The organism is Pseudooceanicola endophyticus (genome assembly GCF_018760365.1).
Classification (GTDB): Bacteria; Pseudomonadota; Alphaproteobacteria; order Rhodobacterales; family Rhodobacteraceae; genus Pseudooceanicola; species Pseudooceanicola endophyticus.
In genome coordinates, this window is the sequence record NZ_JAHIAB010000001.1 from 245160 (window position 1) to 271448 (window position 26289).

Consider the following 26289-nt stretch of genomic DNA (forward strand, 5'->3'; position numbering starts at 1 on the left):
GGTGGGCGGGTCCTCGCCCGACTGACAGCGAAAATCCGCAAACGCGGCCCTGCACTCAAGAAAAACTGACGAAACCGTGAAGAGATCTGTTTTTCGAAGCGAAATCAGCTTCTTGCAAACAAGCCATGCGACAGGAACATAGCCGCCATGCATTCAATGTGCGAAATCCCACACAGTGAAATCGCCCATTTGTGCGGTTTCCCGCACAGTGCTCAGCGAAACGACTCGGGCCTCAGGCCATGTTTCGCCAGTTTGTCGTAGAAGGTCTTGCGCGGCAGCTTCAGCGCCTCGGCGGCGGCCGAGGCATGGCCGGCATGGCGTTTCAGCGCCGCCGACAGCAGGCTCTTCTCGATCTGCGCCATCTGCTCGGCCAGGCCCAGGTCCGAGGGGCGCTCCTCCTCCGCCTCCCCGCCCGAGAGGACAAAGCGCATTGCCGCGCTCATCAGCGAGCGCGCATTGCCCGGCCAGTCGCGGGTCATCAGCCCGGCGACGACTTCGGGGGTGACCTCGGGGGCGGCCATGCCGGATTGCTCGGCGGCCTGGGCGACATACTGGCGGAACATCACCGGGATATCCTCGGGGCGCTCCTTCAGGGCCGGGGAATGCACACTGAGCGGCTCCAGCCGGTAGTAGAGATCGGCATTGAAGCCCCCCTCCTCCACCGCCTGACGCAGCGCGGTGCTGCATCCGGCGATCAGCCGGGCGGGGGCGCCGCGCTCCATCAACTCGGCCAGGGCGAACTGCGCCGCCTGACCCAGGCCCGCGATCTCGTCGAGATAGAGCGATCCGCCGGCGGCCTCCTGAAAGGCTGCGTCCAGCGCCTCGGGGCCAAGCCCCGCCGAGGCGCGCTTGACGAAGGGGCGCTGCGCCGCCGGAGAGGACAGGTGGATGACCTCGGCCACCTTGGAGATGCCCGCGCCCGGCGCGCCGGTCACCAGCACCTCGCCGGTCAGGCGGGCCAGCTGGCGGATGCGCCGGCGCAGCGCCTCGGACTGTTCGGAGCGCCCGAAGATCATCCGCGCCGCCGGATCGCCGCTTTCCAGCTGGGCCTTCAGGCGGCGGTTCTCAAGCACCAGTTCGCGGGTCTTCAGGGCCCGTTCCAGGATCGGCAGCAGCTCGGCGCTGGCGCAGGGTTTTTCCAGAAAGCCGAAGGCGCCGCGCTTCATCGCATCGACCGCCATCGGAATGTCGCCCTCGCCGGTCAGCAGGATGACCGGCAGCTCGGGGTCCAGCTTCAGCGTGTGGTCCAGCAGGAAGAAGCCGTCGCGCCCGGGCATCCGGATATCCGACAGGATCACCCCGTCGAAGTCCGGCGTGATACGGTCCTTGGCGGCCACGAAGGAACCCGCCGGCAGCGGATCGAGATCCGCCAGCTCCAGCGTCTGGGCCAGCGCCTCGCGCACCGCTGCATCGTCATCGACCACCAGAACCTGTCGCGTCATTCCGCCTGCCTCCTGTTTCCTTCCAGATAGCCGCGCCCCGCCCGCAATGCGAGGGGTTCAGGCGGTCTCTTCGGCCAGGCCTTCCAGCTGCACGGTGAATTCGGCACCGCCATCGGGATGGTTGCGCCCCCGGATCGCACCGCCGAAACTTTGCACCAGCCCGTAGGAGATCGACAGCCCCAGCCCCATCCCCTCCGAGGCGCCAACCTCCTTGGTGGAATAGAACGGGTCGAAGATGCGGTCCGGCTCGGCAATGCCGGGGCCGGTGTCGCGCACCCGCAATTCCGGCGACGGCCCGTCGGTCAGGGTCACGGTCAGCACCTTGCGCTCGCGTCCCGCCATGGCGTCGATGGCGTTCGAGATCAGGTTGACCAGCACCTGGCCCAGCCGCACCTCTCCGCCCATGGCCCAGACCGGCCCCTCGGGCGGGGACCAGTTCAGCCGCACGTCCTCGCGCAGCATCCGCGCCTCCGTCAGCTCGAGCGCGGTGGCGGTGACGGCGTGGATGTCGATGCGGCGCACCGGCTCGCTTTCCTGGCGGGCGAAGGCGCGCAGGTTGCGGATGATGCGGCCCATCCGCCCCGCCAGCTCCTCGATCCGGGTCAGGTTCTGGGCGGCACGCTCGGGCTTGCCGCGTTCGAGGAACAGCGCGCCGTTGCCGGCAAACTGGCGGATCGCCATCAGCGGCTGGTTCAGTTCGTGGCTGATGCCCGCAGACATCTGCCCCAGGGCCGAGAGGCGCCCGGCCTGCACCAGCTCGGCCTGGGCGCGGGTCAGCCGGGCCTCGGCCTCCTGACGTTCCGCGACCTCGCGGCGCAGGCGGGCATTGGCCCCCGACAACTGCGCGGTGCGGGCGGCAACCCGGGTTTCCAGCCGCGCGTTCAGATCGGCAAGGGTGCGGCGGCGCTCGGCCACCAGCACCAGGATCAGCCCCAGCCCCAGCAGCACCAGCGCCACCACGGCGGCCTGAAGCCGCGCCAGGCGCAGCACCGGGCTGGCATCGACCAGCGCCTCGGCCCGCATACCGATCTGCGGCAGGTCGCGGGTCACGTGCAGCGCCACCCGGGGCAGGTAGGGGCCCCAGTCGATCCGCCAGATGTCGAAGCCCCCCGGGCGGGTCCGGCGCAGCCGCGTCTCGGCCCCCCCGGGCGGCGAGAAACCGGCCCCTTCCGCCGCCCGCTGCCATCCCAGCAGCTCGGACCGGTTGGAGATGAAGACGGTGCCGGAGGCATCGGTGAACAGCACCGCCGGACCGGCGCCGCGCCACTCCTGCTCCAGCAGGTCGATGTTGACGGTGACGATCAGCAGCGCCGTGACCCTTCCCGAGGCGCCAAAGACCGGGGCGGCATAGACATAGACCCGCAGCCCGCTCTCGGGATCACGGCCATGGGCCTGCCCCAGGGCCCCCTGCAGGGCCCGGGCCCGGGCCTGCGCCATGTAGGGGGTGGCGGGCACCGCACTCGGCTTGGCCTCGGCCAGGACGCGGCCATCGGCATCGACATAGGCCATGTTCAGCAGTCCGGTCCGGTCGCTCACCCGGAGCAGCATCGCCTCGGCCGCCTCAGGCGTGCCCCGCCCCTCCGACAGCGCCTGCAGCAGCGGATGGGTCTTCACCAGCACCGCGAGGTCGCGGTAGCGCTGCAGCTGACCGGTCAGCCGGTCCGCCGCCAGCGACAGGTCGGAGGCACCGCCCTGCGCCAGCCCCTCCAGCGACTGCCGGTAGCCGGCCTGGAACACCAGGGCCGAGACCAGCCCCACCGCCGCCACCAGCAGCCCCAGCATCCCCAACCTGCGTGACATCGCGTAACCTCCCCCGCCTTCTTAGCGGGAGGGCTCTTGCCATGGAAAGCGCAACTCGCAAAGTGGGCGTCATGATCCAGATATCGCAATCCCCGACGGACGCGGATTTCGTCCAGAACCCCTACCCGTTCTACGACCGGGCCCGTGCTCAGGGACCGCTGCTGGAATGGACCGATTACGGCGTGCCCGCCGCCTTCAGCTACGCGCTGGTGAACGCGCTGCTGCGCGACCGGCGCTTCGGCACCAAGCCCCCCGAGGATCTGGAGCCGCCCCGCCCCGCGCATCTCGACGGGTTCTACCGGGTCGAGGACCGCTCGATGCTGGCGCAGGAGGGGGCGGCCCACAAGCGGCTGCGCGGGCTGGTGCTGCGCGCCTTCACCTCGCGCCGCATCAACGCCCTTGGCCCCGAGATCGAGACCCTGTGCCACCGCCTGATCGACGAGTTTCCCGCCGACCAGCCCTTCGATCTGGTCAGCGCCTATGCGACCCATGTGCCGGTGATCGTGATTGCCCGGCTGCTGGGCGTCCCCGAGGACATGGCGCCGCAGCTGCTGTTCTGGTCGAACACCATGGTGGCGATGTATCAGGCCCGCCGCGACACCCGCATCGAGGAAGAGGCCGACCGCGCCTCGGCCGAGTTCTACGACTACATCCGCGGCTATGCCGAGGAGCGCCGCAGCCGCCCCGGCGACGATCTGATCACCGAGCTGCTGAACGCTGAGGAAGACGGCGAGAAGCTGACCATGGACGAGCTGATCGGCACCTGCATCCTGCTGCTGAACGCCGGCCACGAGGCAACGGTGAACACCCTTGGCAACGGCGTTCTGACGCTGCTGCGCCACGGAGAGGCGGCGCGCTGGCTGACGCCCGAAACCGTGGACGGCACCGTCGAGGAAATCCTGCGCTACGACCCGCCCCTTCACCTCTTCTCGCGCTATGCGCTGGAGGAAGCCGAGGTCGGCGGCCACCTGTTCCGCCGCGGCGACCGGGTGGCCTGCCTGCTGGGATCTGCAAACCGCGATCCCGACACCTGGGAGGAGCCGAACCGCTTCGACCCGGCCCGACCGGTGAAGACCAACGCGGCCTTCGGCGCCGGGGCGCATTTCTGCATCGGCGCGCCGCTCGCCCGCCTGGAGCTGAAGATCGCCCTGCCGGTGCTGTTCCGGCGCTGCCCGAACCTGCGCCTTGCGGAAGAGCCGCGCTATGCGGATCTCTACCATTTCCACGGGCTGAAGGACCTGATGGTCACGGTCTGATCCCGCACGCGGCCCCGTTGCGCCCCCGACCTTCGCCACCGCAACGCGAGGCCGGTGGCGCACTCCGCGGCGCCCGGGCTCCCTCATCTGGCCGGAAATATCCTGCAGGGGGTCGGGGGGATGCAAAATCCCCCCGTTTCACCGCTCTCAGAGCGGCAGCGCGGTGGTCGACTTGATCTCTTCCATCGACAGCAGCGCGGTGACGTTGTGCACCTTCACCTCCGAAATCAGCGCCTGATAGAAGGCGTCATAGGCGCGCGCATTCTTCACCCGCACCTTCAGGATGTAGTCGATGTCCCCGGCCAGACGGTGCGCCTCCTGCACTTCGGGGCGATCGCGCAGCGCCTTCAGGAAGGCCGCCTGCCAGTCGGCCTCGTGCTCGCTGGTGCGGATCAGCACGAAGAAGCAGGCGTCAAAGCCCAGGGCCTCGGGATCCAGCACCGCGACCTGCGGCCCGATGATCCCGGCTTCCTTCATCTTGCGGATCCGGTTCCAGACCGGGGTCTTGGAAGACCCCACTTTCCGGGCAATATCATCCAGGGATTGCGCCGCGTCCTGCTGCAATTGCAAAAGGATTTTCCGGTCAGTCTCGTCCAGACGGACACTCATTCCCGCTTCTCCACCGGCTTTGGAACGTTTCGTGACGTGCCAGACATCAGGGAAACGAAATTCCTTATTTCCCGACCCCCATGGCACGAACACAGGATTATTTCCTATTCTAGGGGCAAGTCAACGCCACCATGAAAAGCCCCGACATGCGACATTTTCCGATCTTTCTGGACATGGACCGCACCCGCGTCATCGTCTCGGGCGGGGGTGACGCTGCGCTGGCCAAGCTGCGGCTGCTGCTGAAGACCAATGCGGCGATCACCGTTCATGCCCTCCGCCCGCTGCCCGAGATCCGCGACCTGGCCCGCAACGGCCGGCTGCACCTGACGGATGCGCCGCTGGACGCCACTGCCCTTTCCGACGCGACGCTGGTCTATGCCGCCGACGAGGATGCCGCCCGCGATGCCGCGACCATGGCCCTGGCCCGCGCCGCCGGCGTGCTGGGCAATATCGTCGACGATCTCGAGGGGTCCGACTTCATCACCCCCGCCATGGTCGACCGCGCGCCGCTGACCATCGCCATCGGCACCGAGGGCGCCGCCCCCATGCTGGCCCGCGCCGTCAAGCGCGACCTTGAGGAGCGCCTGCCCGCCGCCACCGCGGAGCTTGCCCGCGCCGCCCAGGCCTTCCGCCCCCGTGCGGAGGCCCTGCCCCATGGCCGCGCCCGCCGCGCCTTCTGGGCCGAGTGGTTCGAAAGCCACGGCCCTGCGGCCCACGGCAACGGCACGGCCCTTGAGGCCGCGCTGGAAACACTGCTCAAGCGCCACCTTTCCGGGCAAGACGCCGAAGGACGCATCACCCTGACCTTCACCGCCAGCGCCGATCCGGACCTGATGACGCTGAAGGCCCGCAAGGCCCTCGACAGTGCCGACGTGGTCATCCACGATGACGACATCGCGCCCGGCATCCTCGAACTGGCCCGGCGCGAGGCGCGCCTGATCTCCCTGGCGCCCGCCTCCAACCGCATTCCGCCGCTGCACCAGCTCCTCGCGCTCGAGGCCGATGGCGGCGCCCATGTGCTCTACATTTCCGGTGCCCCGCTGTCCCGCTCTCTCGGGGCGGCCTGCCGCCGCAGCGGCATCACCGTCGACATCATTCCCGGCATCGCCGCCCGCGACGCGGCGCAACTGAAGGAAACCGCCTGACATGCCCCGTCCCTTTACGCCCAAGGTCGTCACCGCCAATGCCCTTCTTGAGGGCGATGTCGTCTACTTCACCGCAGCCGACACCTGGACCCGCCAGCTGGCCGAGGCCGAACTGCTGCACGATGCCGAAACCGCCGAGGCCCGCCTGGCCGTTGCCGCGCAGCAGCAGGACCAGATCGTCGGCGCCTACCTGACCGACATGAAGGACGGCGACGCCGGTCCCGAACCCACCCATTTCCGAGAGGAGTTCCGCCGCACGGGCCCCTCGAACTACTTCCACGGCAAGCAAGCGGAGGCCTGAGCCCATGTACCAGTACAACGACTTCGACCGCGCCTTCCTGGCGGCCCGCAACGCCCAGTTCCGCCAGCAGGTGGAACGCCGCATCGACGGATCCCTGACCGAGGAAGAGTTCCGCCCGCTGCGCCTGATGAATGGCCTCTACCTGCAGCTGCACGCCTACATGCTGCGCGTCGCCATCCCCTATGGCACGCTGCGCGGCGAACAGATGCGGATGCTCGCGACCATCGCCGACAAGTGGGACAAGGGCTATGGCCACTTCACCACCCGCCAGAACATCCAGTACAACTGGCCGAAACTGCCGGATGTGCCGGATATCCTCGACGCGCTCGGCGAGGTGCAGCTGCACGCCATCCAGACCTCGGGCAACACCATCCGCAACGTGACCGCCGACCATTTCGCCGGTGCCGCAGCAGATGAAATCGCCGATCCCCGCCCCGTCGCGGAACTGCTGCGCCAGTGGTCCACCGATCACCCGGAATTCCAGTTCCTGCCGCGCAAGTTCAAGCTGGCCGTGTCGGGCGCCGAACACGACCGCGCGGTGCTGCGCGCCCATGACATCGGCATCCAGCTGGTCGAGAAGGACGGCCAGCGCGGCGTCCGCGTCTTCGTCGGCGGCGGCCTGGGCCGGACGCCCGTCATCGGCAAGGTCATCAAGGACTTCCTGCCGGAAGCCGACATGCTGCCCTACCTGGAGGCCATCGTCTCGGTCTACAACACGCTGGGTCGGCGCGACAACAAGTACAAGGCGCGCATCAAGATCACCGTGAACGAGAACGGGCTGGAAACCATCAAGCAGAAGGCCGAGGAACGCTTTGCCGTCCTCAAGCCCCTGTTCGAGGGCGTCGATCAGCAGATGCTGGCCGGGATCCGCGCGATGTTCGCCGCCCCCGCCTTCCGCAACGCGCCCCTTGAGGGCTACGAGGAAGCGCGCGCCGCCTCCCCCGCCTTCCGTGCCTGGACCGACACCAACCTGTCGGCCCACAAGCAAGAGGGTTATGCCATCGTCACCGTCTCGCTCAAGAAGCATGGCGAGACGCCCGGCGATGCGACCTCGGAGCAGATGCGCCTGCTGGCCGATCTGGCCGAAAAGTACGGCCATGACGACATCCGCATCAGCCACGAACAGAACGTCATCCTGCCCCATGTCCACAAGTCGGACCTGCCCGCGCTCTACGAGGCGCTGAAGCCTGCGGGCCTGGCAACCGCGAACGTCGGGCTGGTGTCGGACATCATCGCCTGCCCCGGCATGGATTACTGCGCGCTGGCGACCGCCCGCTCGATCCCCGTCGCCCAGGAGATCGCCACCCGTTTCGAAGAGCTCAAGCTGGAGCACGAGGTCGGCCCCCTGAAGATCAAGATCTCGGGCTGCATCAACGCCTGCGGCCACCACCACGTGGGCCATATCGGCATCCTGGGGCTGGACCGCGCGGGCGTCGAGAACTACCAGATCACCCTGGGCGGCGATGGCTCCGAGGATGCGGCGCTTGGCGAACGCACCGGGCCCGGCTTTGCCTATGACGAGATCACCGGCGCGATCGAGACCATCGTGAAAACCTATCTCGGCCTGCGCGAGGGCGCAGAGGAAACCTTCCTCGCCGCCTATCGCCGGGTCGGTGCGCAGCCCTTCAAGGACGCGCTCTATCCCGAGAAAGCTGAAAGGAAGGCCGATGCCGCCTGAAGCAGCCATGGATTTCGGGGGTGCCCCCTCGCCGGATATCACGGCGCGGGTGCAATCCCTGAATGATCGTTACCGCCACCACGGCGCAACCTCGGTGCTGGAAGCGGCGCTGAAGGATCATGACGTCGGCGATCTGGCGATGGTCAGCTCTTTCGGAGCCGAGTCGGTGGCCCTGCTGCACCTTGTCTCGATGGTGGACCGGAGCGTTCCGGTCTACTTCATCGACACGCTGATGCTGTTCCAGGAGACGCTGGATTACCAGGTCGAGGTCGCCGAACGGCTGGGCCTGAAGAACATGCGGGTGATCCGTCCCGCCCCCGCGGCCCTCTCCAAGGAGGACCCGGACGACACGCTGCACCTGTTTGACACCGACGCCTGCTGCGCCCTGCGCAAGACGCGGCCCCTCCAGCAGGTGCTGGGCCAGTTCGACGGCTGGATCACCGGGCGCAAGCGCTTCCAGAGCGCGACCCGCGCCGCGCTGGAGTTCTTCGAGGCCGACGGGCCCGACCGCATCAAGGTCAACCCGCTGGCGCACTGGACCCCCGAGGACGTGCGCAACTACATGGAAGAGAACCGCCTGCCCAAGCATCCGCTGGTGGCAAAGGGGTACCCCTCCATCGGCTGCGCGCCCTGCACCAGCCCGGTCAAGCCGGGCGAAGACCCCCGCGCCGGACGCTGGCGCGGACAGGACAAGACGGAATGCGGCATCCACGTCGTGGATGGCAAGATCGTGAGAGGACCGAAAGCATGAGCATTATCGTGACCGATGAGGGCTTCTCGGCCCTGGACTGGGCTGCCGACCTGCCGGAGACGGACGTGGTGGTGCTGGCCTCCGATACCGACCCGCAAACCGCCGAAGCCGGCGCCGCTGCCCTGGTCAAGGTCGAATTTCCCTCCTTCGCGGACGGACGCGGCTTTACCATTGCCCGGGTTCTGCGCCAGAAAGGCTATACCGGCAAGCTGCGCGCCGTGGGCCATGTCATCGCCGATCAGTATGCGATGGCCCGCCGCTCTGGTTTCGACGAGGTCGAGATCAGCGACGACCTGGCCGCGCGCCAGCCGGAAAAACAGTGGAAGTTTCGGGCAGATTGGACGGCGCATGACTATCAGTCGCGCCTGCGTCACGCCTGAGGCTTCCGAAACCGCGATATTCGAGATAGGAAGGATCGCAAGATCCTTTGTGTACATATGAACCAGACCGCCGTGACCGATACCGCTCCCGCCCAGAAGGCGACCCCCACCCTGCCCGACGCCCAGACCGTGACCTTCGTCAAGCACTGGACCGACCGGCTGTTCAGCTTCCGCGTTTCGCGGCCCGCCTCGCTGCGCTTCCGCTCGGGCGAATTCGTGATGATCGGCCTGATGGGCGATCCCGACGAAAAGACCGGCCGCCAGAAACCGATCCTGCGCGCCTATTCCATCGCCTCCCCCTCCTGGGACGAGGAGCTGGAGTTCTACTCGATCAAGGTGCCGGACGGTCCGCTGACCTCGCGCCTCCAGAAGATCGAGGTCGGCGACCAGATCATCCTGCGCCCGAAACCCGTGGGCACGCTGGTGCATGACGCGCTGCTGCCCGGCAAGCGGCTGTGGTTCTTCGCCACCGGCACCGGTTTCGCGCCCTTCGCCTCGCTGCTGCGCGAACCGCAGACCTACGAGGATTACGACGAGGTGGTGATCACCCACACCTGCCGCACCCTGGGCGAACTGACCTACGGCGCCCAGCTGATCGAGGACCTCAAGACCGACGAGCTGCTGAACGAGCTGATCGGCGAGGGCTTCTGGAAGAAGATCCGCTACTACCCGACCACCACCCGCGAGGAGAGCCCGAAGATGGGCCGCATCACCGACCTGATGCGCTCCGGAGAGGTGTTCGCGGATCTCGATATCGCGCCGATCAACCCGGAAACCGACCGCGGCATGGTCTGCGGCAACCTGGCTTTCAACATCGAGATCAAGGAGCTGCTCGAGGGCTACGGCCTGGAAGAGGGCGCCAACTCCGATCCCAAGCATTACGTGGTCGAAAAGGCCTTCGTGGACTGACCCATGGTCAGCCGGAATGGAAAGGGCAGCGGGACCCCCCGCTGCCCTTTTTGCATTCCCGGGATGAAACAGCGAAAAGCCGCTTGAAAATCAGCCTTCCGAGGCTTATTTTCCCGCCTCAATTCTTCCAACGATCAAAGGAACAAAACCATAGCTCGCAGACCCCACAACGCGCCGCCAACCCGAGACACCGGCCCGCGCGTGAACGACCGAATCCGTTGCCCCGAAGTCCGCCTGATCGGCGCCGAAGGCGAAAACCTTGGTGTGGTGACGCCCCAGCGGGCGATGGCACTTGCCGAGGAAGCAAGCCTCGACCTGGTCGAGATCTCGCCGAATGCAACGCCTCCGGTCTGCAAGATCATGGACTTCGGCAAGTTCAAGTACGAACAGCAGAAGCGCGAATCCGAAGCCCGGAAGAAGCAGAAGGTGATCGAGGTCAAGGAAGTCAAATTCCGCCCGAACACCGATGTCCACGACTACGACGTGAAGATGAAGAACGTCGTCAAGTTCCTTGAAAAGGGCGACAAGGTGAAGGTGACCCTTCGCTTCCGTGGCCGCGAGATGGCGCACCAGAACCTGGGCCGCGAACTTCTCGAACGCGTCGCCGAAGACGTCAAGGAACTCGGCAAGGTCGAGAACATGCCGAAGATGGAAGGCCGCCAGATGGTCATGATGATCGGTCCGCGCGCGTAACCGCGCCCCGATCCCGACCGTCCCGACGGACCGCTGCAAACGCCCTCCCCGACCGGAGGGCGTTTTCTTTTGCCCGCCCCCGTCTTCGCGCCACTCAGCCGCATTCATCTTTCCCCAAATACGGCCGCCGGAGGCGGAACCGGGCGCGCCCCTTTCATCTTTCCCCAAATATGCCCGCCGGAGGCCGGCGCGCAGCGCCGCCCCCGCTCAGCGCCCCTCGCGCGGCTGCGGACGGGTCGGGATCTCCTTCAGAAGCCCCCCCACGCCCATGGCCGCGACATCGCCCTCCGTGACCGGCACAGCGCAAAGCATCCGCTCCAGCACCCAGTCGGCCCCGTTCAGCGCCGGGCTGCGCGCGCAGCCCGGCAGGCCGATCACCGGCAGCGCCCCCAGGTCGCCGAAGAACAGCAGGTTGCCGGGATCGACCGGCATGCCGAAGCGCGTCACCTGCCCGCCCGCGCGGCGCAGCGCCTCGGGGGCGACATCATGGGGATCGGAAGTGGCCGATCCGGTCAGGATCAGCGCCAGCTCGGCGCCCGGCACCTCGGCCAGCGCCCGGGCCAGCGCGTCGGTCTCGTGCGCCACCTCGGTATCGCTGATCAGCACCGCCCCCATCCGCTCCAGCCGCCGGCGCACCGCTTCGGGGCCCTCGGCTTCCGACGCCGCCCCGGCGACCCGGGTGCGGATCAGCGCCACCCGGCGCCGCTGCGGCGCGTGCAGGCGCAGCGCCCCCCTGGCCTCGGCACAGGCCCGCTCCAAGGCCGCGCCCGGCACCGCATAGGCGATGATCTTCACCGTCGCCACCATGGTCCGCGTCGCGCAGCGCTGCCACTGCGGCACCGTCGCGACCGAGATCATCGGATCGACCGCGTTCAGCGCATCGATGCGCGCGGCCAGCACCTCCAGCACGCCGGGCCCGGTGGCATGGATATTGACCCGCCCCGTGCCCGGCGCCCCCAGCCGAAGCCCCACGGCCTCGGGATCGGGTACCAGGGCGGCGGCCAGCCGTGCCGCGGCGGTATCCTCGTCCACGTCGCCCGGCTCCAGCCGGGCCGCGATGACCTTGTCCAGCCCCGCCGCCTCCAGCCGGGCCAAATCCGCCGCCTCCAGCCGGTGCCCCTTGCGCATCCGCCCCTCCGGCAGCGCCAGCGAATGCGCCAGCACTGCGTCCAGGGCCTGTGCGACCGGCAGGGGTCCGAACTTCACGCGGCGCCCTTCCGCAGCACCTGGACCATCTCGGCCAGGATCGACACGGCGATCTCGGCCGGGCCGGAGGCGCCGATATCCAGCCCGATCGGGCCATGGATACGCTCAAGCTCTGCGCCAAGGCCTGCCGCCTCCATGCGGTCCAGCCGCCGGGCATGGGTGCGCGTCGAGCCAAGCGCGCCGATGTAGAACACATCCGAGCGCAGCGCCTCTTCCAGCGCCGGATCGTCGATCTTCGGATCATGGGTCAGCAGCACCAGCGCCGTGCGCGCATCCAGGCCCAGCGCCTGTACCGCCTCGTCGGGCCAGTCGTTGATCACCTGTTCGCCGGGGAACCGTGCCGCCGAGGCGAAGCTGTCGCGCGGATCGATCACCACCGGGTCGAATCCCGCCACCCGCGCCATCGGCACCAGCGCCTGGGCGATATGCACCGCCCCGACGATCAGCAGCCGCAGCGGCGGATTGTGCACGGTGACGAAGCGCCCGTCCTCCTCCAACCCGGAGCGATCCATGCGGAAACGCGCCTCGAACCCCTCCTGCACCAGCCCCTCGACCCTGCCGTCGGCGCCCGAGACCACGGCGATGCGGGCCCGCGCAGCGCGACGCTCGACCAGCTCGGCCAGGGCCACGTCGGGAAAGGCCCCGCCCACCGGCTGCACCAGCACCCGGATCGTGCCGCCACAGGCCAGCCCCACGGCGAAGGCATCCCCGTCGCTGACGCCGTATTCCAACATGCGGGGCTTGCCATCGGCGATGGCCTCCTGCGCCTCAAGCACCACCGCGCCCTCGACGCAGCCCCCGGAGACCGAGCCCGCCATCGCCCCGTCCCCCGAGATCGCCAGCTGGCTGCCAACCCGGCGGGGCGCGCTGCCCCAGGTTTCCACCACGGTGGCCAGCGCGGCACCGCGTCCGGCCCGGTACCAGTCCAGGGCCTGTTCGGGAATGTCGTCAAATCGTTCCATGGGCGCCTCCTGCGGGAAGAGTGGACCTGCCCGCGCCTGCGCGCAACCGGTCCCTGAAGCCTCCAGATAGGAAGCCGATGGCAAAAGGGCCACGCCAGAGGCGCGGCCCTTCCCTGAGGTCCCGTCAGGCGGGATCAGTTGCCCTGCTGCAGCAGCGGGGTGATCCGGCGCACGGCAGCGCGGCGGTTGTCGCGGTCCGCCGAAGCGGTCTGCACCTTCAGGTCGCTTTCACCGTAGCCCTGCACCACCATGTTCTCGGGCGGGACGTCGAAATATTCGCTGAGCGCCAGCGCCAGGCTTTCGGCCCGACGGTCCGACAGCGCGAGGTTCGAGCCCGCATTGCCCACCGCATCGGTGTGCCCCTCGACCAGGAAGACCTCGCCGGGGTTGGTGGCGATCATGTCGGCCATGGCCTTGCCGAGCGTCGCCAGGTGCTGCGCCTCCTCGGGCTGGATCACCGCCGAGCCGGTCGCGAAGGTCACGTCGTTCAGCGAGACCTCGGGCACCAGCTTGCGCACCGCCGAGATGTCGCGGATCTGGCCGAGCGAGAAGGTGCGGCCCACCTTCACCTGCTCGTTGCGCAGGGCGCGTTCCAGGGCGGCGGAATCGGTGCCCTGGTACTGGATCACCTGGTCACGGTGCTGCGGCAGGTCGGCGACGTTCACCTGGCGGTAGGATTGCGTGTCGTCGAACAGCACCACCCGGTCGCCGTTTTCAAGCAGGCGGGTACGTTGCAGCACGGTGCCGTCGGCGGCGCGGATCGTCTCGATGCGTGCACCGTCGGGACGGGTCACCGTGGTGCGGGTCGAACCGTCCGAGAAGGTCTCGGTGCGCAGGTCGTTGCCGGGCTGGCGCAGCAGGACGTTATCGTCCTTCAGCACGCGATACTGGCCGTCGTTCAGCACGACCACCCGGTCCCCCGAGTTCGACACCACCTTGTCCCCGTTGTTGAGCAGGCTGCCCACGGCATAGGCGCCGATCCCGGCCACCGCCGCCTTGGCGATGGTGTCGAAGAAATCGTTGCCGTCGTCCTTCTTGCGGTCACGCGCCTGCGGAGCATCGCCCCCCGCCCTGGTGCGGAATTCCTCGTCCGAAGAGCGCGCCTCGTCCTTGCTCACCTTGTCCTCGCGGACATCGGCGACCTTGGCATCCTTGCCGGCGGCGGCCACCTCGCGGCGGCGATCCTGGCGGTTCGCCTCGCGCTTGGCCTGATCCTCGGCCATCTGGCGCGGATCGCGCTTGACGCCCGGATCCTCGGCGGCGGCGGTTTCCTTCTTCAGCTCCTCGGGCGCGATCTTCCGCGGGGCATCGCCTTCGGCGGTCTGCCGCGGGGCGTCGCCTTCGGGACGACGCGTGTCGTCACGCTGGCGGTCGGCCTGCTGGGCATCCGCCGGGCGGCGCGCGTCGTCGCGGGCCACGGCATCCTCGCCACGGCGGGGCGCCTCGTCCCCGCGCTTGGGCGCATCAGCGCTGCGCGTTTCCGAAGGGGCAGCGGGGGCACCATCCTTCTGACCCAGGCGGCGTTCCAGCTCCTTGGTGTCGGGGGCTTCCTTCGGCTCGTCCGGTTTCGACTGCGCCTTCTGCTCTGCCTTGGGCGCGGGGGCGTCGGCCTTGCGGTCCATGGCCGGGGCCTTGATGTCGCCCTTGCCCTCCGCCTTCATGCCTTCCGCCTTGGGGGCTTCTGCCTTCGTGTCCTGCGCCTTGTCGCCCAGGCGGCGCTTCAGCTCATCCGCATCGGGGCCGCCGGCCGCCTTCGGTGCCGCGTCCGCCTTGGCATTGGGCGCCTTGTCGGCACCGTCCTTGGCCCCGGGGGCCGTCCCGGCCTCGGGCTTTGCCTCGGCGGGTTTCGGCGCCTCGGCCTTCTTCTTCTGCGGAGCGGCCTCTGCCTTGCCCTTGGCGCCGTCCTGGGCCTCCATGGCCTGCGACTTGCCACCGGATTTCTCTTCCGAGACGACAGCATTGCCGCCCTTCTTCAGGGACTGGGGCGCGGCCTGCTCGGGGGCGGTCCTTTCAGCCCCCTTGCCGGGGGCGGCGTCCTGCGGCGCCTTTTCGGTGCGGGCATTGCCGGCCTTGCCGTCATCGGACTTCCCCTTGCCGGCTTTCGCGCCGTCGGCCTTTTCGGCCCGGGGCTGATCCTTGCCACCCGCCTCCTTGCCGGGACGGGCGTCCTCCTTCGGACCATGGTCGGCGGCCTTTTCTCCGCCGTTCCTGTCGCCGGCCTGCGGACCGTCGTGCTTCTTCTGGCCGGGGGCCTTGCAGTCCTGGCTCGGGGCGCAATCAGGCGCTTCCTGGCGGGGGGTCTGAGCTTCCTTCCCGCCGTCATTCGACTGCGAGAAACCCGTGGAGGGCAGCGCCAGAGCGATGCTCATCACAAGGGCCGTGGAGCTCTTCAGCAGGGTCTTGGTCATAGTCTTCCTCTCTTCCGCCGATCATGGCGGTTTCGAGCAGACAACTTCCGAGAACACATTCCGGTTCAATGCTGCGTTGCAAAGAAACAGCGGATTCCCGCCGGCCTACTCACGCAGCAGACACATCAGCCGCGCCTTCTCGCCCGGATCATCGGGCTTCGAGATCGCCTCGGCCAGGGCTTCGAGCGAGGCCACATTGTGGGCGGCGCGGAAGCTGTCGACATGGGGCAGCAGCGCCGCCACGCCGCGGGCCTTCGGGGCAAATCCGTCGAAACGCAGCAGCGGGTTCAGCCAGATCAGCTGCCGGCAGGACCGCTGCAGGCGCTGCGCCGCGCCCACCAGCAGCTCCGGATCGCCCCGGTCCAGACCATCGGTGATCAGCAGCACCACCGCCCCCTGCGACAGCACCCGACGCGACCAGTCGCGGTTGAAGGCCGCCAGGCAGTCGCCGATCCGCGTGCCCCCCTCCCAGTCGCCGGCCCGGGCGCCGGCGGCGGCAAGGGCCGCATCGACATCGCGGGTCCGCAGCAGGCGCGAGATATCGGTCAGCCTTGTGCCGAAGGTGAAGGCATGGACCCGCCCCCAGCCGGTGCCGCCACCCGCGCCCCGGGGCTGCGCCCGGTTGCTGAGGGCGTGCAGGAAATGCAGCACCATGCGGGAATAAAGGCTCATGGAGCCGGAGATGTCGCAGAGCACCACGAGGTCGGGCGCGCGCGGACGCGGCGCCTTCAGGGCCAGGGCGCGCAGTTCCCCACCCTGGCGCATCGCCTGGCGCAGGGTGCGGCGGGGATCGGGACGGCCATGGCGGGCGGGGGCCTGGCGGCGCCCGGCAACCGGCGGCACCGGCAGGCGGAGCCGCGCCAGCATCCGCCGGGCCTCGGCGCTTTCCTCCGGGCTCATCTGCTCGAAGTCGAGATGGCGCAGCCGGTCGCGCCCCGAGGCGGTCAGCCGGGCATCAAGGCGCAGTGCCTCGTCCTCGGCTCGGGGCGCGGGGGGGCGCGGCGCATCGGCGGTCAGCGCCTCGGCGGCGCGCCGTTCCGCCGGGGCCGGCGGGCGTTCCTCTGCCAGGCCGCGGACCGAGGGCAGCAGCATCGACATCATCTGTTCCATGTAGCGCGGATCGCGCCAGAACAGCCGGAAAAGCTGGGCGAAGACCCGGGTTTCCTCGGGGCGCGAGACCAGACAGGCATGCAGCGTCCAGTAGAAGTCGCGCCGGTCCGACAGGCCCGTCAGCGCGACCGCGCGGATCGCCTCCAGCGTCCGGCCGGGACCGACGGGAAGGCCCGCGCGACGCAGGGCGCGGGCGAAATGCACGATATTGGCCGCCAGTTTCGGGTCATGCGGCAGATCGGGCGGCAGCGGTGCGCTCACCGACCGGCCCCGGGGGGATTTTGCATCCCCCCGCCCCCCTGCAGCATATTTGCGGAAAGAGGGACGGCCATGTCAGGCCGGGGTCTTCGGGCTGCGGATCTCCTCCAGCAGGCGTTTCGCCCCGGCGCCCTCGATCCGGCGGATGTCATCCTGGTACTTCAGCAGCGCCCCCAGCGTGTCGGATATCACCTCCGGGGTCAGCGCGATGACATCGAGCGCCAGCAGGCATTTCGCCCAGTCGATGGTCTCGGCCACGCCGGGGGTCTTGAACAGGTCCTCGGTGCGCAGGCGCTGCACGAAGGCCACCACCTCCTGCGAGAGGGCGCGGGCGGCCTCGGGGGCGCGGGCCGAGAGGATCTCGAGCTCGCGCGCGGCATCGGGGTAGCCCACCCAGTGGTAGAGGCAACGCCGCTTCAACGCCTCGTGGACCTCGCGGGTGCGGTTCGAGGTCAGGATCACGATGGGCGGCGCGGCGGCGCGGATCGTGCCAAGCTCCGGGACGGTGACCTGGAAATCGGAGAGCGCCTCGAGCAGGAAGGCCTCGAACGGGGCATCCGTGCGGTCAAGCTCGTCTATGAGCAGCACCGGCGGGCCTTCGGGATGCGGGCGCAGCGCCTGAAGCAGCGGGCGTTCGATCAGGAAGTCCGGACCGAAGAGATCCTGCTGAAGGCGGGCCGCATCGCCGGCACCGGTGGCCTCGGCGGTGCGGATGGCGATCATCTGGGCGGGAAAGTTCCAGTCGCACACCGCCTGGGCCGCATCCAGCCCCTCGTAGCATTGCAGCCGGATCAGCCGCCGCCCCAGCCCCGCCGCAAGGGCCTTGGCGACCTCGGTCTTGCCGGTGCCGGGCTCTCCCTCCAGCAGGAGCGGCCTGCCCAGCCGCAGCGCCAGGAAGGTGACGGTGGCAAGCGCCCGGTCGGGCCGGTAGCCCTGCCCGTGCAGCAGCGCGGCCGTGGCGTCGATCGTCTCCGGTAGGGTCATGGGTCTGTCCTTCGGGCCATGCCCCCAGCCTGCGCCTGAGCGACGCAGGGTCAAGTGCGACGAAGGTCTGCGACCGGCGCCGTCGACCGGAGACTGGCCGGTCCCGTGTTGACGGAAAATCAACCTTTGCCGCCCGATAACCACTGCGGTGCCTCCGAAGGGGGAACCCGCCAGCCGGGAGGATCCATGCGCATCACCGCCGTGACCTGCGTGAAGAACGAGGGCCCCTTCCTGCTGGAATGGATCGCCTGGCAGCGGCTGATCGGCGTGACGGGACTGCTGGTCTATTCCAACGATTGCAGCGATGGCACCGACCGGCTGCTGGACGGTCTGGCGGCCCATGGCGTGCTGCACCACCTGCCGAACCCCGCCAGCGGGCGCAATTACCAGATGGAGGCGCTGAAGGCCTGCCGTCAGGAGGCGCTGGTGCGGCAGGCCGACTGGGTCTGGATCGCCGATGTCGACGAGTTCCTGAACATCCATACCGGCGATCACACGATCCCGGCGCTGATCGCGGCCTGCGGCGATCCGCAGGCGATCTCGGTGCATTTCCAGTTCTTCGGCAATGACGGGGTGACCCGGTTCGAGGATCGCCCGGTGATCGCCCAGTTCACCCGCTGCCATGATCCCGACATCTGGAACGGCCAGCTGGCGATCGAGGTGAAGACCCTGGTGCGGCGGGACTTTCCGCTGCGCTACTACGGGGCGCACCGGCCGTTCTTCGGCAAGGGTCTGGCTGCCGCGCAGCGCCCCCGCTGGTGCGACGGATCCGGTCGTGCGGTGCCGCAGCGCTTCCTGATGGCGGCGAACCCGCGGCGGATCCGCCGCTTTCCGGCCCGGGGCGCGCGCCACCACGCGACGCTGAACCACTACGCCCTGCGCTCGCTCGACAGCTACCTGGTGAAGACCGACCGTGGCGACGTGAACCGCGCGCATCGCGCCTTCGACGACAGCTACTGGCGCGAACGTGCCGATACCGCCTGGCAGGACCTGTCGATCCGGCGGCTCCTGCCGGCGCTGGAGGCCGGGATCGCAAAGCTGAAGGCGCTGCCGGGCATTGCCGCCCTGCACGAGGCCGCCGTGGCCGCCCATCGCGCCCGGGCCGGGGCGCTGCTGGCACAGGAGGGTCCCCGGCAGCTGGCCGCGCAGCTGCGCCGTTCCCCGCCCCTGCCCGAGGCCGAAACCGCGCTGCTGGTCCGGCTGGGCGTCCCCCCCGAGGCGGTGGCCACAGGGGCGTTCCGGTGAGCGGCGCGATGCAGGTGATCAACCTCGGCCTGCCGAAATCCGGCACCACCAGCTTTGCCCGGGCGATGAAGGCCGCGGGGCTGAAGGTGGCCGACCACCGCATCCGCCGCGGCCAGACTGCCGATCCGGCCCTGTGGCGCAGCTTTGTCGGGATGGCGCTGTATCGCGGCCATTTCGGCAACGGCGATCCGCTGCGCGATCTGGGCGATTTCCAGGCCATTGCAGAATGCTCTTTCCTGCAGGGCCGCCGCTCGGCCTGGCCGCAGATGGATTTCGCGCTGATTGCCGCGATCCGGGACCGGCATCCGCAGGTGCGCTTCGTGGCCACCTGGCGGCCCCCCGAGGCGCTGGCGGATTCCATGCGGCGCTGGACCAACATGGCGACCCGGCTGGAAGCGGCCAGCCTGCCCGGCCTGCCCGAAGGCTTCGGCGCCGACCCCGGGCAGCTGGCACGCTGGATCGCCGGGCATCACGCCCATCTGCACATGCTCTTCGCGGGCTCCGACCGGTTCCTTGAACTGGATGTCGCCGACCCTGCGGCCCAGGACCGGCTGGCCGGTTTCCTGGGCCGCGACCTGCCCTGGTGGGGCCGCGCCAATGCCAACACGCGCCGCCCCTCCCCAGCCTGAGGCCGCCATGAGGATCCTGCTGCATATCGGGCCGGACTGCGCCAGCGCAACGGTGCTCCAGGCGGCGCTGGCCCGGCGCCGCGACGCGCTGCGCGCGCAGGGCCTGCTGTTTGCCCGCAGCCCCGGCGCGCGCAACCACACGCGGCTCTACATGGCGGTCACCGATCCCGGCAACATCGACCCGCTGCGGCTGGCACGCGGCTACCTGATGCCCGCCGCCCAGGCCGCGCTGCGGCAGGCGGTCACCGCCGATCTGGCCCAAGAGGTCGCAACCCATCGTCCCGAGGTGCTGATCCTTTCGGCGGCCCAGCTGCTGCCGGGACTGCTGCACGAGGCCGAGCTGCGGCGCCTGCACGCCCTGCTGGCGCCGCTGTCCGAGCAGATCACCGTGATCGCCCATGTCGAGGCCCAGCCCCGGATGATGCTGCGCGCCTACGCGGCCCAGCTGCTGGAGGGGCGCCGCAGCACGCTGGAGCTTGAACAGGCACTGCCGACGCAGGAGAACTGGACCACGGCCTGCCTGTCCGCCCTGCCCCCTGCCAACCCATTCTCCGGGCAGTTTCCCAAGGTGCAGGCGCCGCTCTTCTGGCTCGATTACGCCGCCGTCGTGGCCCGCTGGGAGGCGGTCTTCGGCGCGGGCACCATGCGGCTTTGCCCCCATGACCCGCAGCAGATCCACGGACCCGGGCTGCGGGCCGTGCTGTCGCGCGACTTTGGCCTGCCCCCCCTGCCCGAACCGGAGCCCGAGGCCCCGGCCCCGCCGCCGCTCTCGGCGGCCACGCTGACCCGCGCCCGCCGGATGAACGCCCTGCTGGGGCGCTACCTGCAGCAAGAGCGGCGCCTGATCGACCGGCGCCTCAGGCTGCGCCTGCTGAGCGAGATCTCGGTCCCCGGCCCGGCGCCTGATCCCGGCGAGCTGGTACCGCTCTGCGCCCGTTTCGCCCAGGGGAATGCCGCGCTGAGCGCCCGCTGGCCGGAGCTGGCACCGGTGCTGACCCCGCCCGCCGACAGCAGCGGCGGTCGCCCCTGGCAGGAGGCCGACCCGGGCTTCGGCTTCCGCCCCTCGCCCTATCTGCTGGCCCTGCGCTGGCACATCGACCATGGCGATCCGGAGGGCAAGACCGCCGAGGCCGAGGCCTTCCTGTCGGGGGCCGACAGCCTGCCCGCCAGCGCGAATCCCGAAAAGGACGGGCTTTCCCTGGCCGCACGCGCCCTGCTGCCCCCCGCGGCGCTCGCCCGCTACCACCAGCTGCGCCAGGGCCCCTTCGCGCCCCATGACCGGCTGGGCAAGGTCCCGGAGGAGGCCGAGGCACCGCCCTATCGCCCCGCCCCCGCCCGCAGCCTGTCCCCCGGCTGCACCGGGCGCGTGGTCATCGCCTGCATGAAGAACGAGGCGCCCTACATCCTGGAATGGATCGCCCATCACCGGGCCATCGGCTTTGACGCCTTCCTGATCTATTCCAACGACTGCACCGACGGCACCGCCCAGATCCTGGAGCGGTTGCAGCAGATGGGGGTGATCGCGCACCGCAACAACGACGGCTGGCAGGGCAAGTCCCCGCAGCAATGGGCGCTTGATCGTGCCCTGCAAGAGCCCCTGATCCGCGACGCCGAATGGATCGCGCATTTCGACGTCGACGAATTCGTCAACATCCGCTGCGGCAACGGCACGCTGGACGATCTTCTGGCCCGCGTGCCCGGCGCCACCAACATCGCCATGACCTGGCGGCTGTTCGGCCATGACGGCGTGACCCGGCTGGAGGATCGCCCCGTCCTCGACCAGTTCACCCGCTGCGCCCCGAAATACTGCCCAAAGCCGCATACCTCCTGGGGATTCAAGACGCTTTACCGCAACATCGGCGCCTATCGGAAACTGTCCTGCCACCGCCCCAACAAGCTGGACGAGGGGCGCGCCGCGCAGGTCGCCTGGGTCAATGGATCGGGCCAGCCGATGCCCGAGGCGCTGCGCAGCGGCTGGCGCAACTCGCGCGCCTCGATCGGCTACGACCTGCTGCAACTGAACCATTACGCGCTGCGCTCGGCCGAAAGCTTTCTGGTCAAGCGCCAGCGCGGGCGCGCGCTGCATGTCGACCGCTCGATCGGGTATGCCTACTGGCTGCGGATGGACTGGAACGACCATCGCGATCTGACGATCCGGCGCAACCTGCCCCGGATGCAGGCCGAGCTGTCCCGGCTGAAGGCCGATCCCGCCCTGGCCGCGCTGCATGAGGCTGGCTTTGCCTGGCACCGCGCCAAGGTCGCGGCTCTGCTGGAACTGCCCGAGTTCCGGAAGCTCTACACCGAAGTGCTGCAGCTGAAGCTGAGCGCCACCGAACGCGCCGCCTACGCGCTGACGCTTGACCAGGACGGCCCCGCTGCACAGGCGCCGCCCTGATGCGCCTCCTCGCGATCCTCTGCGTGAAGAACGAGGGCGCCTTCCTGCTGGAATGGCTGGCCCATCACCTGGCCTGCGGGGTGAGCGAAGTGCTGGCCTTCTCGAACGACTGCGCGGACGGCACCGATGCGATGCTGGAACGGCTCCAGCAGATGGGCCTGGTGCAGCACCGGCCGAACCCCGGCCCCTACGACCGGCGCGGCATCCAGTTCACCGCGCTGAACGCCGCCGCGCAACACCCGGCCCTGGCCCGGGCCGACTGGATCCTGCCGCTCGATATCGACGAATTCGTCAATGTCCACATCGGCGATCACACCCTGCCGGCCCTGATCGCGGCCCTGCCCGAAGCCACCGCCATCACCCTGACCTGGCGGCTTTTCGGCAATGCCGGCGTGCAGCGCTACGCCGACCGCCCGGTGACCGAAACCTTCCGCCGCGCCGCGCCCCGCCGCCTGCCCTGGCCCTGGCGCGCCGCGATGTTCAAGACGCTCTACCGCAACGACGGCACCTATGCCAAACCCGGCATCCACCGGCCCCGCGCCCCCGATCCCGCCCGGCTGGAGGGCGCGCGCTGGTTCGACGGCCAGGGCCGCCGCCTGCCCGATCTCTACCGCAGCGAACGGATCTTCTCGCCCTTCGGGCGCGACAATCACGCGCTGGTGCAGCTCAACCACTATGCCCTCGGTGCGATGGAAAGCTACCTGCTGAAAAGCGACCGCGGCCGCGCCGTCCATGCCCGCGACCAGCTGGGCCTGGACTACTGGAGCGAGCGGAACTTCAACCAGGAGGAAGACCGCAGCATCGATGCCCTCGCGCCCGCCCGGGCCCAGCAACTGGCCCGCCTGCGGGCCGATCCGGAGCTGGCCCGCCTGCATTCCGCCGCCGTCGCCTGGCGCCAGGCCCGCTTTGACCAGCTGATGCGCCAGGAGCCGGCCCGGGCGCTGTTCGCCCGGCTGCTGATGACCCCGCCCAGCCGGGCGCTCAGCCCGGCGGAGGCCCGGTTTCTCTTCTCCCAGGCCCGCCCGGAGGCCGTTTCGCGGCCCGGATAGCAAAATTTTTCGCCGCCCCTGCCGCTGCTGGAAACATCTGGTTAAGCTTGTTGAGGCGTGATGGGAGGGCCGCAGAAGGCGGACCGGATCTTCGGAGGAGCGGATGGCCCCGGACAGAGACAGTGCGATGCTTCCTTCCCTGGCGGGGCTGGCCCCCGGCGCCTGGCTCAGGGAACTTGCCGCGACCTCGCGCAGGCGGGGCTTCTTCTACCCGCTCGGGCGGCGCCATTTCGCCAGCTTCCTGATGGGCAACCGCACCCTTCTGGTCAGTTTCGAAACGGTGCCGGCGATGCGCTCGCTCACCGAACGGGCGCAGCCGCTGGGCTGGAAGCTGGCAGAGGAGGCCGGCTGGTCCCACCTGTGCCTGGGCGCCGAACACGATACCTGGTTCCGCGCCCCCGAGATCGCCGATTTCTTCGATGCCCTGGACGAGGAAGCCTTCTTCGACCAGTTCGACACGGTGCTGTTCCACGGCGCCGGTCCCTGCGGCTATGCGGCCTGCGCCTATTCGGCGGCCAGCCCGGCGGCAACCGTGCTGGCGATCCAGCCCCAGGCCACGCTCACCCCCGCGCGCGCCGGCTGGGACGACCGCTTTCCCCAGGCCCGCCGGATCGACTTCACCCACCGCTACGGCTATGCCCCCGAAATGCTGGACGCCGCGCGCCACGCCTTCATCCTCTACGACCCGGACGAACCGCTTGATGCCATGCATGCCGCGCTCTTCTCCTGCCCCCACGTGACCGAGCTCAGGCTGCGCCACATGGGCGACGCGCTGCAGGGCGCGCTGCTGTCGATGGAGCTGCTGCACCCGCTGCTGCGCGCCGCCGCCGAAGGCAGCCTGAGCCTGCGCAGCTTTGCCCGGGCCTACCGGATGCGCCGCAACCACGTGCCCTACCTGCGCCGCCTGATGGCCCGGCTGGACGAGGCCGGGCACATGCCGCGCGCCGATATCGTCGCCGCCAACGCGGCCCGCAGGCTCGACCTGCCCCGGTTCCGCGCCCGCGCCGGGCGCAGCCGGCCGCAGGACGCCCGCCTGGCGGCCCGGGTGGCCGAATAGCTGCGCCCGCGCGCCGGACCGGGGCATCCGCGCCAGTAAATCTCTTCCTCTCCGCGCCGCTTTGCCGTAAAGCGGCGCCATGACCGATACCCTCATCATTCGCCGCCCCGATGACTGGCACCTGCATCTGCGCGACGGCGCGATGCTGGAGGCCGTCCTGCCCGAAACCGCGCGCCATTTCGCCCGCGCGATCGTGATGCCGAACCTCGTGCCGCCGGTGGTGACCGGCGCCGATGCCGCAGCCTATCGCGACCGCATCCTGAAGGCCCTGCCCGAAGGCGGAACCTTCGAGCCGCTGATGACGCTCTACCTGACCGAGGACACGGACCCCGAGGATGTGGCAACAGCAGCCGCCTCCGGCCTCGTCCGGGCGGTCAAGCTTTACCCGGCCGGCGCCACCACCAATTCCCAGTCCGGGGTGCGCGATTTCCGCAAGGTGATCCCGGTGCTGGAAAAGATGGCCGAAATCGGCCTGCCGCTGTGCACCCACGGCGAGGTCACCACCCCGGAGGTCGACATCTTCGACCGCGAGGCGGTCTTCATCGACACCGTGCTGGATCCGCTGCGCAAGGAGATCCCCGAGCTGCGCGTGGTGATGGAGCACATCACCACCTCCGATGCCGTCGACTACATCCGCGCCGCGCAGGCAAACCTTGCCGCGACGATCACCACGCACCACCTGGTGATCAACCGCAACCACATCCTCGTGGGCGGGATCAAGCCGCATTACTACTGCCTGCCGGTGGCGAAACGCGCCACCCATCAGCAGGCGCTGCGCAAGGCCGCGACCAGCGGCGATGCCCGCTTCTTCCTCGGGACCGACAGCGCCCCCCACGTGGACCCGGCCAAGGAATGCGGCTGCGGCTGTGCCGGCTGCTTCACCGCCACCAACACCATGGCGATCCTGGCCCATGTCTTCGAGGAGGAAGGCGCGCTCGACCGGCTCGAGAGCTTCACCTCGCTGCACGGTCCCGCCTACTACCGCCTGCCGGTCAACGAGGAAACGCTGACCCTGGTGCGCGGCCCGAAAGACTACCCCGCCAAGATCCTGGGCAAGGACGGCCCCGTCACCGTCTTCGACCCGGGCTTCGTGCCGGCCTGGCACGTGGCCGACTGACCCATTTTCTTGTTCCAAATACCTCCGCCGGAGGCTGGGACGCGCAGCGCGCGGCCCAATCCCCGGGCCAGAGGCCCGGGAACGCCTCCGGCGGGCATATTTGGAGAAAGATGAAACAGACCTTCGAGAGGACTTCAGATGATCCCCAGCGCCTACCCGAGCAAGGAAGAAATCGCGCGCCTGACCGCCGGCATGCTGCTGGACATCAAGGCCGTGCATTTCAATGCCGACGAACCCTTCACGCTTGCTTCCGGCCTGCCCTCGCCGACCTATATCGACTGCCGCAAGCTGATCTCTTTCCCGCGCATCCGCTCGACGCTGATGGATTTCCTGGCCTGCACCGTGATGCGCAACGCCGGTCTTGAGGCCTTCGACAACATCGCCGGCGGCGAGACGGCGGGCATTCCCTTCGCCGCCCTGGTGGCCGAGCGCATGGCGCTGCCGATGACCTATGTGCGCAAGAAGCCCAAGGGCTATGGCCGCAACGCCCGCATCGAGGGTGCGATGAGCGAGGGCCAGCGCGTCCTGCTGGTCGAGGATCTGACCACCGACGGCGGCTCCAAGCTGTCCTTCGTCGATGCGATCCGTGACACCGGCGCGGAATGCGGCCACACGGCGGTGATCTTCTTCTACGACATCTTCGAAGGCACCCGCGAGAACCTGCGCGAGCATGGTGTCGAGCTGCACCACCTGTGCACCTGGTGGGACGTGCTGGCCGTCGCCCGCGAGCGTCAGGCCTTCAGCGCGGCGACCCTGGACGAGGTCGAGAAATTCCTGAACGCGCCGCGCGCCTGGCAGGACGCCCGCAAGGGCTGAGCCTGCCGCGACGAAAGCAGCAAAAACTTGCTGCCGGGCCCCGGAGAAAGCATCGGGGCCCGCGCAGATCTTGACCCGAGGCCCCGCCT

Annotated in this window: 23 protein-coding genes; 15 read left to right on the plus strand and 8 right to left on the minus strand. The window is 69.1% G+C overall.

All coding sequences use genetic code 11. From position 1 onward, the window contains the following. Positions 1 to 212 precede the first annotated feature (212 nt). Both KM176_RS01210 and KM176_RS01215 read right to left on the minus strand, forming a co-directional pair. The gene (locus KM176_RS01210; protein ID WP_160891887.1) at positions 213 to 1442 is read right to left on the minus strand and encodes a sigma-54-dependent transcriptional regulator; all 1230 of its coding nucleotides are present in this window, start codon (positions 1440 to 1442) and stop codon (positions 213 to 215) included. Positions 1443 to 1499: 57 nt separating this feature from the next. Then, a complete protein-coding gene (locus tag KM176_RS01215; RefSeq protein WP_160891889.1) occupies positions 1500 to 3242 on the minus strand; it encodes a sensor histidine kinase in 1743 nt (580 codons plus the stop codon). A 71-nt stretch (positions 3243 to 3313) separates the two neighbouring features. Between KM176_RS01215 and KM176_RS01220 the strand changes: the two genes are divergently transcribed. Next, positions 3314 to 4498 carry a cytochrome P450 gene (locus tag KM176_RS01220; protein ID WP_160891891.1) on the plus strand — a complete coding sequence of 395 codons (1185 nt, stop codon included), beginning with the start codon at positions 3314 to 3316 and terminating at the stop codon, positions 4496 to 4498. Between the two features lie 147 nt (positions 4499 to 4645). On the opposite strand, the gene KM176_RS01225 is transcribed toward KM176_RS01220, so the two are convergent. Beyond that, positions 4646 to 5107 carry an Lrp/AsnC family transcriptional regulator gene (locus tag KM176_RS01225; RefSeq protein ID WP_160891893.1) on the minus strand — a complete coding sequence of 154 codons (462 nt, stop codon included), beginning with the start codon at positions 5105 to 5107 and terminating at the stop codon, positions 4646 to 4648. Positions 5108 to 5253: 146 nt separating this feature from the next. Between KM176_RS01225 and KM176_RS01230 the strand changes: the two genes are divergently transcribed. The 7 genes from KM176_RS01230 to infC all read left to right on the plus strand — a co-directional run bounded on the left by KM176_RS01230 (position 5254) and on the right by infC (position 10964). After that, on the plus strand, positions 5254 to 6252 hold the full coding sequence (locus KM176_RS01230; protein WP_160891895.1) for an NAD(P)-dependent oxidoreductase: 999 nt from the start codon (positions 5254 to 5256) through the stop codon (positions 6250 to 6252). 1 nt (position 6253) lies between these two features. Next, positions 6254 to 6553: a DUF2849 domain-containing protein gene (locus tag KM176_RS01235; RefSeq protein ID WP_160891897.1), complete on the plus strand. Its 300-nt coding sequence runs from the start codon at positions 6254 to 6256 to the stop codon at positions 6551 to 6553. Positions 6554 to 6557: 4 nt separating this feature from the next. After that, positions 6558 to 8231 carry a nitrite/sulfite reductase gene (locus tag KM176_RS01240; protein WP_160891899.1) on the plus strand — a complete coding sequence of 558 codons (1674 nt, stop codon included), beginning with the start codon at positions 6558 to 6560 and terminating at the stop codon, positions 8229 to 8231. Next, positions 8221 to 8982: a phosphoadenylyl-sulfate reductase gene (locus tag KM176_RS01245; protein ID WP_160891901.1), complete on the plus strand. Its 762-nt coding sequence runs from the start codon at positions 8221 to 8223 to the stop codon at positions 8980 to 8982. The genes KM176_RS01240 and KM176_RS01245 overlap by 11 nt, the downstream gene beginning before the upstream one ends. Next, positions 8979 to 9362: a DUF934 domain-containing protein gene (locus KM176_RS01250; RefSeq protein ID WP_160891903.1), complete on the plus strand. Its 384-nt coding sequence runs from the start codon at positions 8979 to 8981 to the stop codon at positions 9360 to 9362. Before KM176_RS01245 ends, KM176_RS01250 begins: the two co-directional genes overlap by 4 nt. Before the next feature lie 57 nt (positions 9363 to 9419). Next, positions 9420 to 10271, plus strand: a complete 852-nt coding sequence (locus tag KM176_RS01255; RefSeq protein ID WP_160891905.1) for a ferredoxin--NADP reductase — start codon at positions 9420 to 9422, stop codon at positions 10269 to 10271. Between the two features lie 201 nt (positions 10272 to 10472). Then, positions 10473 to 10964, plus strand: coding sequence for a translation initiation factor IF-3 (gene infC / locus KM176_RS01260; protein WP_311136128.1), 492 nt, complete (start codon positions 10473 to 10475; stop codon positions 10962 to 10964). A 207-nt stretch (positions 10965 to 11171) separates the two neighbouring features. Here the strand turns inward: infC and KM176_RS01265 are convergent, their stop codons facing one another. From KM176_RS01265 to KM176_RS01285, 5 genes are all read right to left on the minus strand, one after another. Then, complete coding sequence (locus tag KM176_RS01265) at positions 11172 to 12170, minus strand: molybdopterin-binding protein (RefSeq protein ID WP_160891907.1); 999 nt, start codon at positions 12168 to 12170, stop codon at positions 11172 to 11174. Then, positions 12167 to 13132, minus strand: a complete 966-nt coding sequence (locus tag KM176_RS01270; RefSeq protein ID WP_160891909.1) for an XdhC family protein — start codon at positions 13130 to 13132, stop codon at positions 12167 to 12169. Before KM176_RS01270 ends, KM176_RS01265 begins: the two co-directional genes overlap by 4 nt. A 134-nt stretch (positions 13133 to 13266) precedes the next feature. Next, entirely contained in the window at positions 13267 to 15540 is a 2274-nt protein-coding gene (locus KM176_RS01275) for an OmpA family protein (protein WP_160891911.1), read from the minus strand. A 105-nt stretch (positions 15541 to 15645) separates the two neighbouring features. After that, positions 15646 to 16911 (minus strand): vWA domain-containing protein, encoded by a 1266-nt coding sequence (locus KM176_RS01280; RefSeq protein ID WP_160891913.1) that lies wholly within the window; start codon positions 16909 to 16911, stop codon positions 15646 to 15648. 72 nt (positions 16912 to 16983) lie between these two features. Next, complete coding sequence (locus tag KM176_RS01285) at positions 16984 to 17892, minus strand: AAA family ATPase (protein ID WP_160891915.1); 909 nt, start codon at positions 17890 to 17892, stop codon at positions 16984 to 16986. Between the two features lie 186 nt (positions 17893 to 18078). Here KM176_RS01285 and KM176_RS01290 point away from each other — a divergent pair, with 186 nt between their 5' ends. From KM176_RS01290 to KM176_RS01320, 7 genes are all read left to right on the plus strand, one after another. After that, complete coding sequence (locus KM176_RS01290) at positions 18079 to 19137, plus strand: glycosyltransferase family 2 protein (RefSeq protein ID WP_160891917.1); 1059 nt, start codon at positions 18079 to 18081, stop codon at positions 19135 to 19137. Beyond that, positions 19134 to 19766 carry a sulfotransferase gene (locus KM176_RS01295; RefSeq protein ID WP_311136129.1) on the plus strand — a complete coding sequence of 211 codons (633 nt, stop codon included), beginning with the start codon at positions 19134 to 19136 and terminating at the stop codon, positions 19764 to 19766. The genes KM176_RS01290 and KM176_RS01295 overlap by 4 nt, the downstream gene beginning before the upstream one ends. Before the next feature lie 7 nt (positions 19767 to 19773). Beyond that, positions 19774 to 22161: a glycosyltransferase family 2 protein gene (locus KM176_RS01300; RefSeq protein ID WP_160891919.1), complete on the plus strand. Its 2388-nt coding sequence runs from the start codon at positions 19774 to 19776 to the stop codon at positions 22159 to 22161. Beyond that, on the plus strand, positions 22161 to 23210 hold the full coding sequence (locus tag KM176_RS01305) for a glycosyltransferase family 2 protein (protein WP_160891921.1): 1050 nt from the start codon (positions 22161 to 22163) through the stop codon (positions 23208 to 23210). Before KM176_RS01300 ends, KM176_RS01305 begins: the two co-directional genes overlap by 1 nt. A gap of 127 nt (positions 23211 to 23337) precedes the next feature. Continuing rightward, positions 23338 to 24267: a phosphoadenosine phosphosulfate reductase gene (locus KM176_RS01310; protein ID WP_236045123.1), complete on the plus strand. Its 930-nt coding sequence runs from the start codon at positions 23338 to 23340 to the stop codon at positions 24265 to 24267. Between the two features lie 79 nt (positions 24268 to 24346). Continuing rightward, a complete protein-coding gene (gene pyrC / locus KM176_RS01315; RefSeq protein ID WP_160891923.1) occupies positions 24347 to 25384 on the plus strand; it encodes a dihydroorotase in 1038 nt (345 codons plus the stop codon). 138 nt (positions 25385 to 25522) lie between these two features. Continuing rightward, entirely contained in the window at positions 25523 to 26200 is a 678-nt protein-coding gene (locus KM176_RS01320) for an orotate phosphoribosyltransferase (protein ID WP_160891925.1), read from the plus strand. Positions 26201 to 26289: the final 89 nt, after the last annotated feature.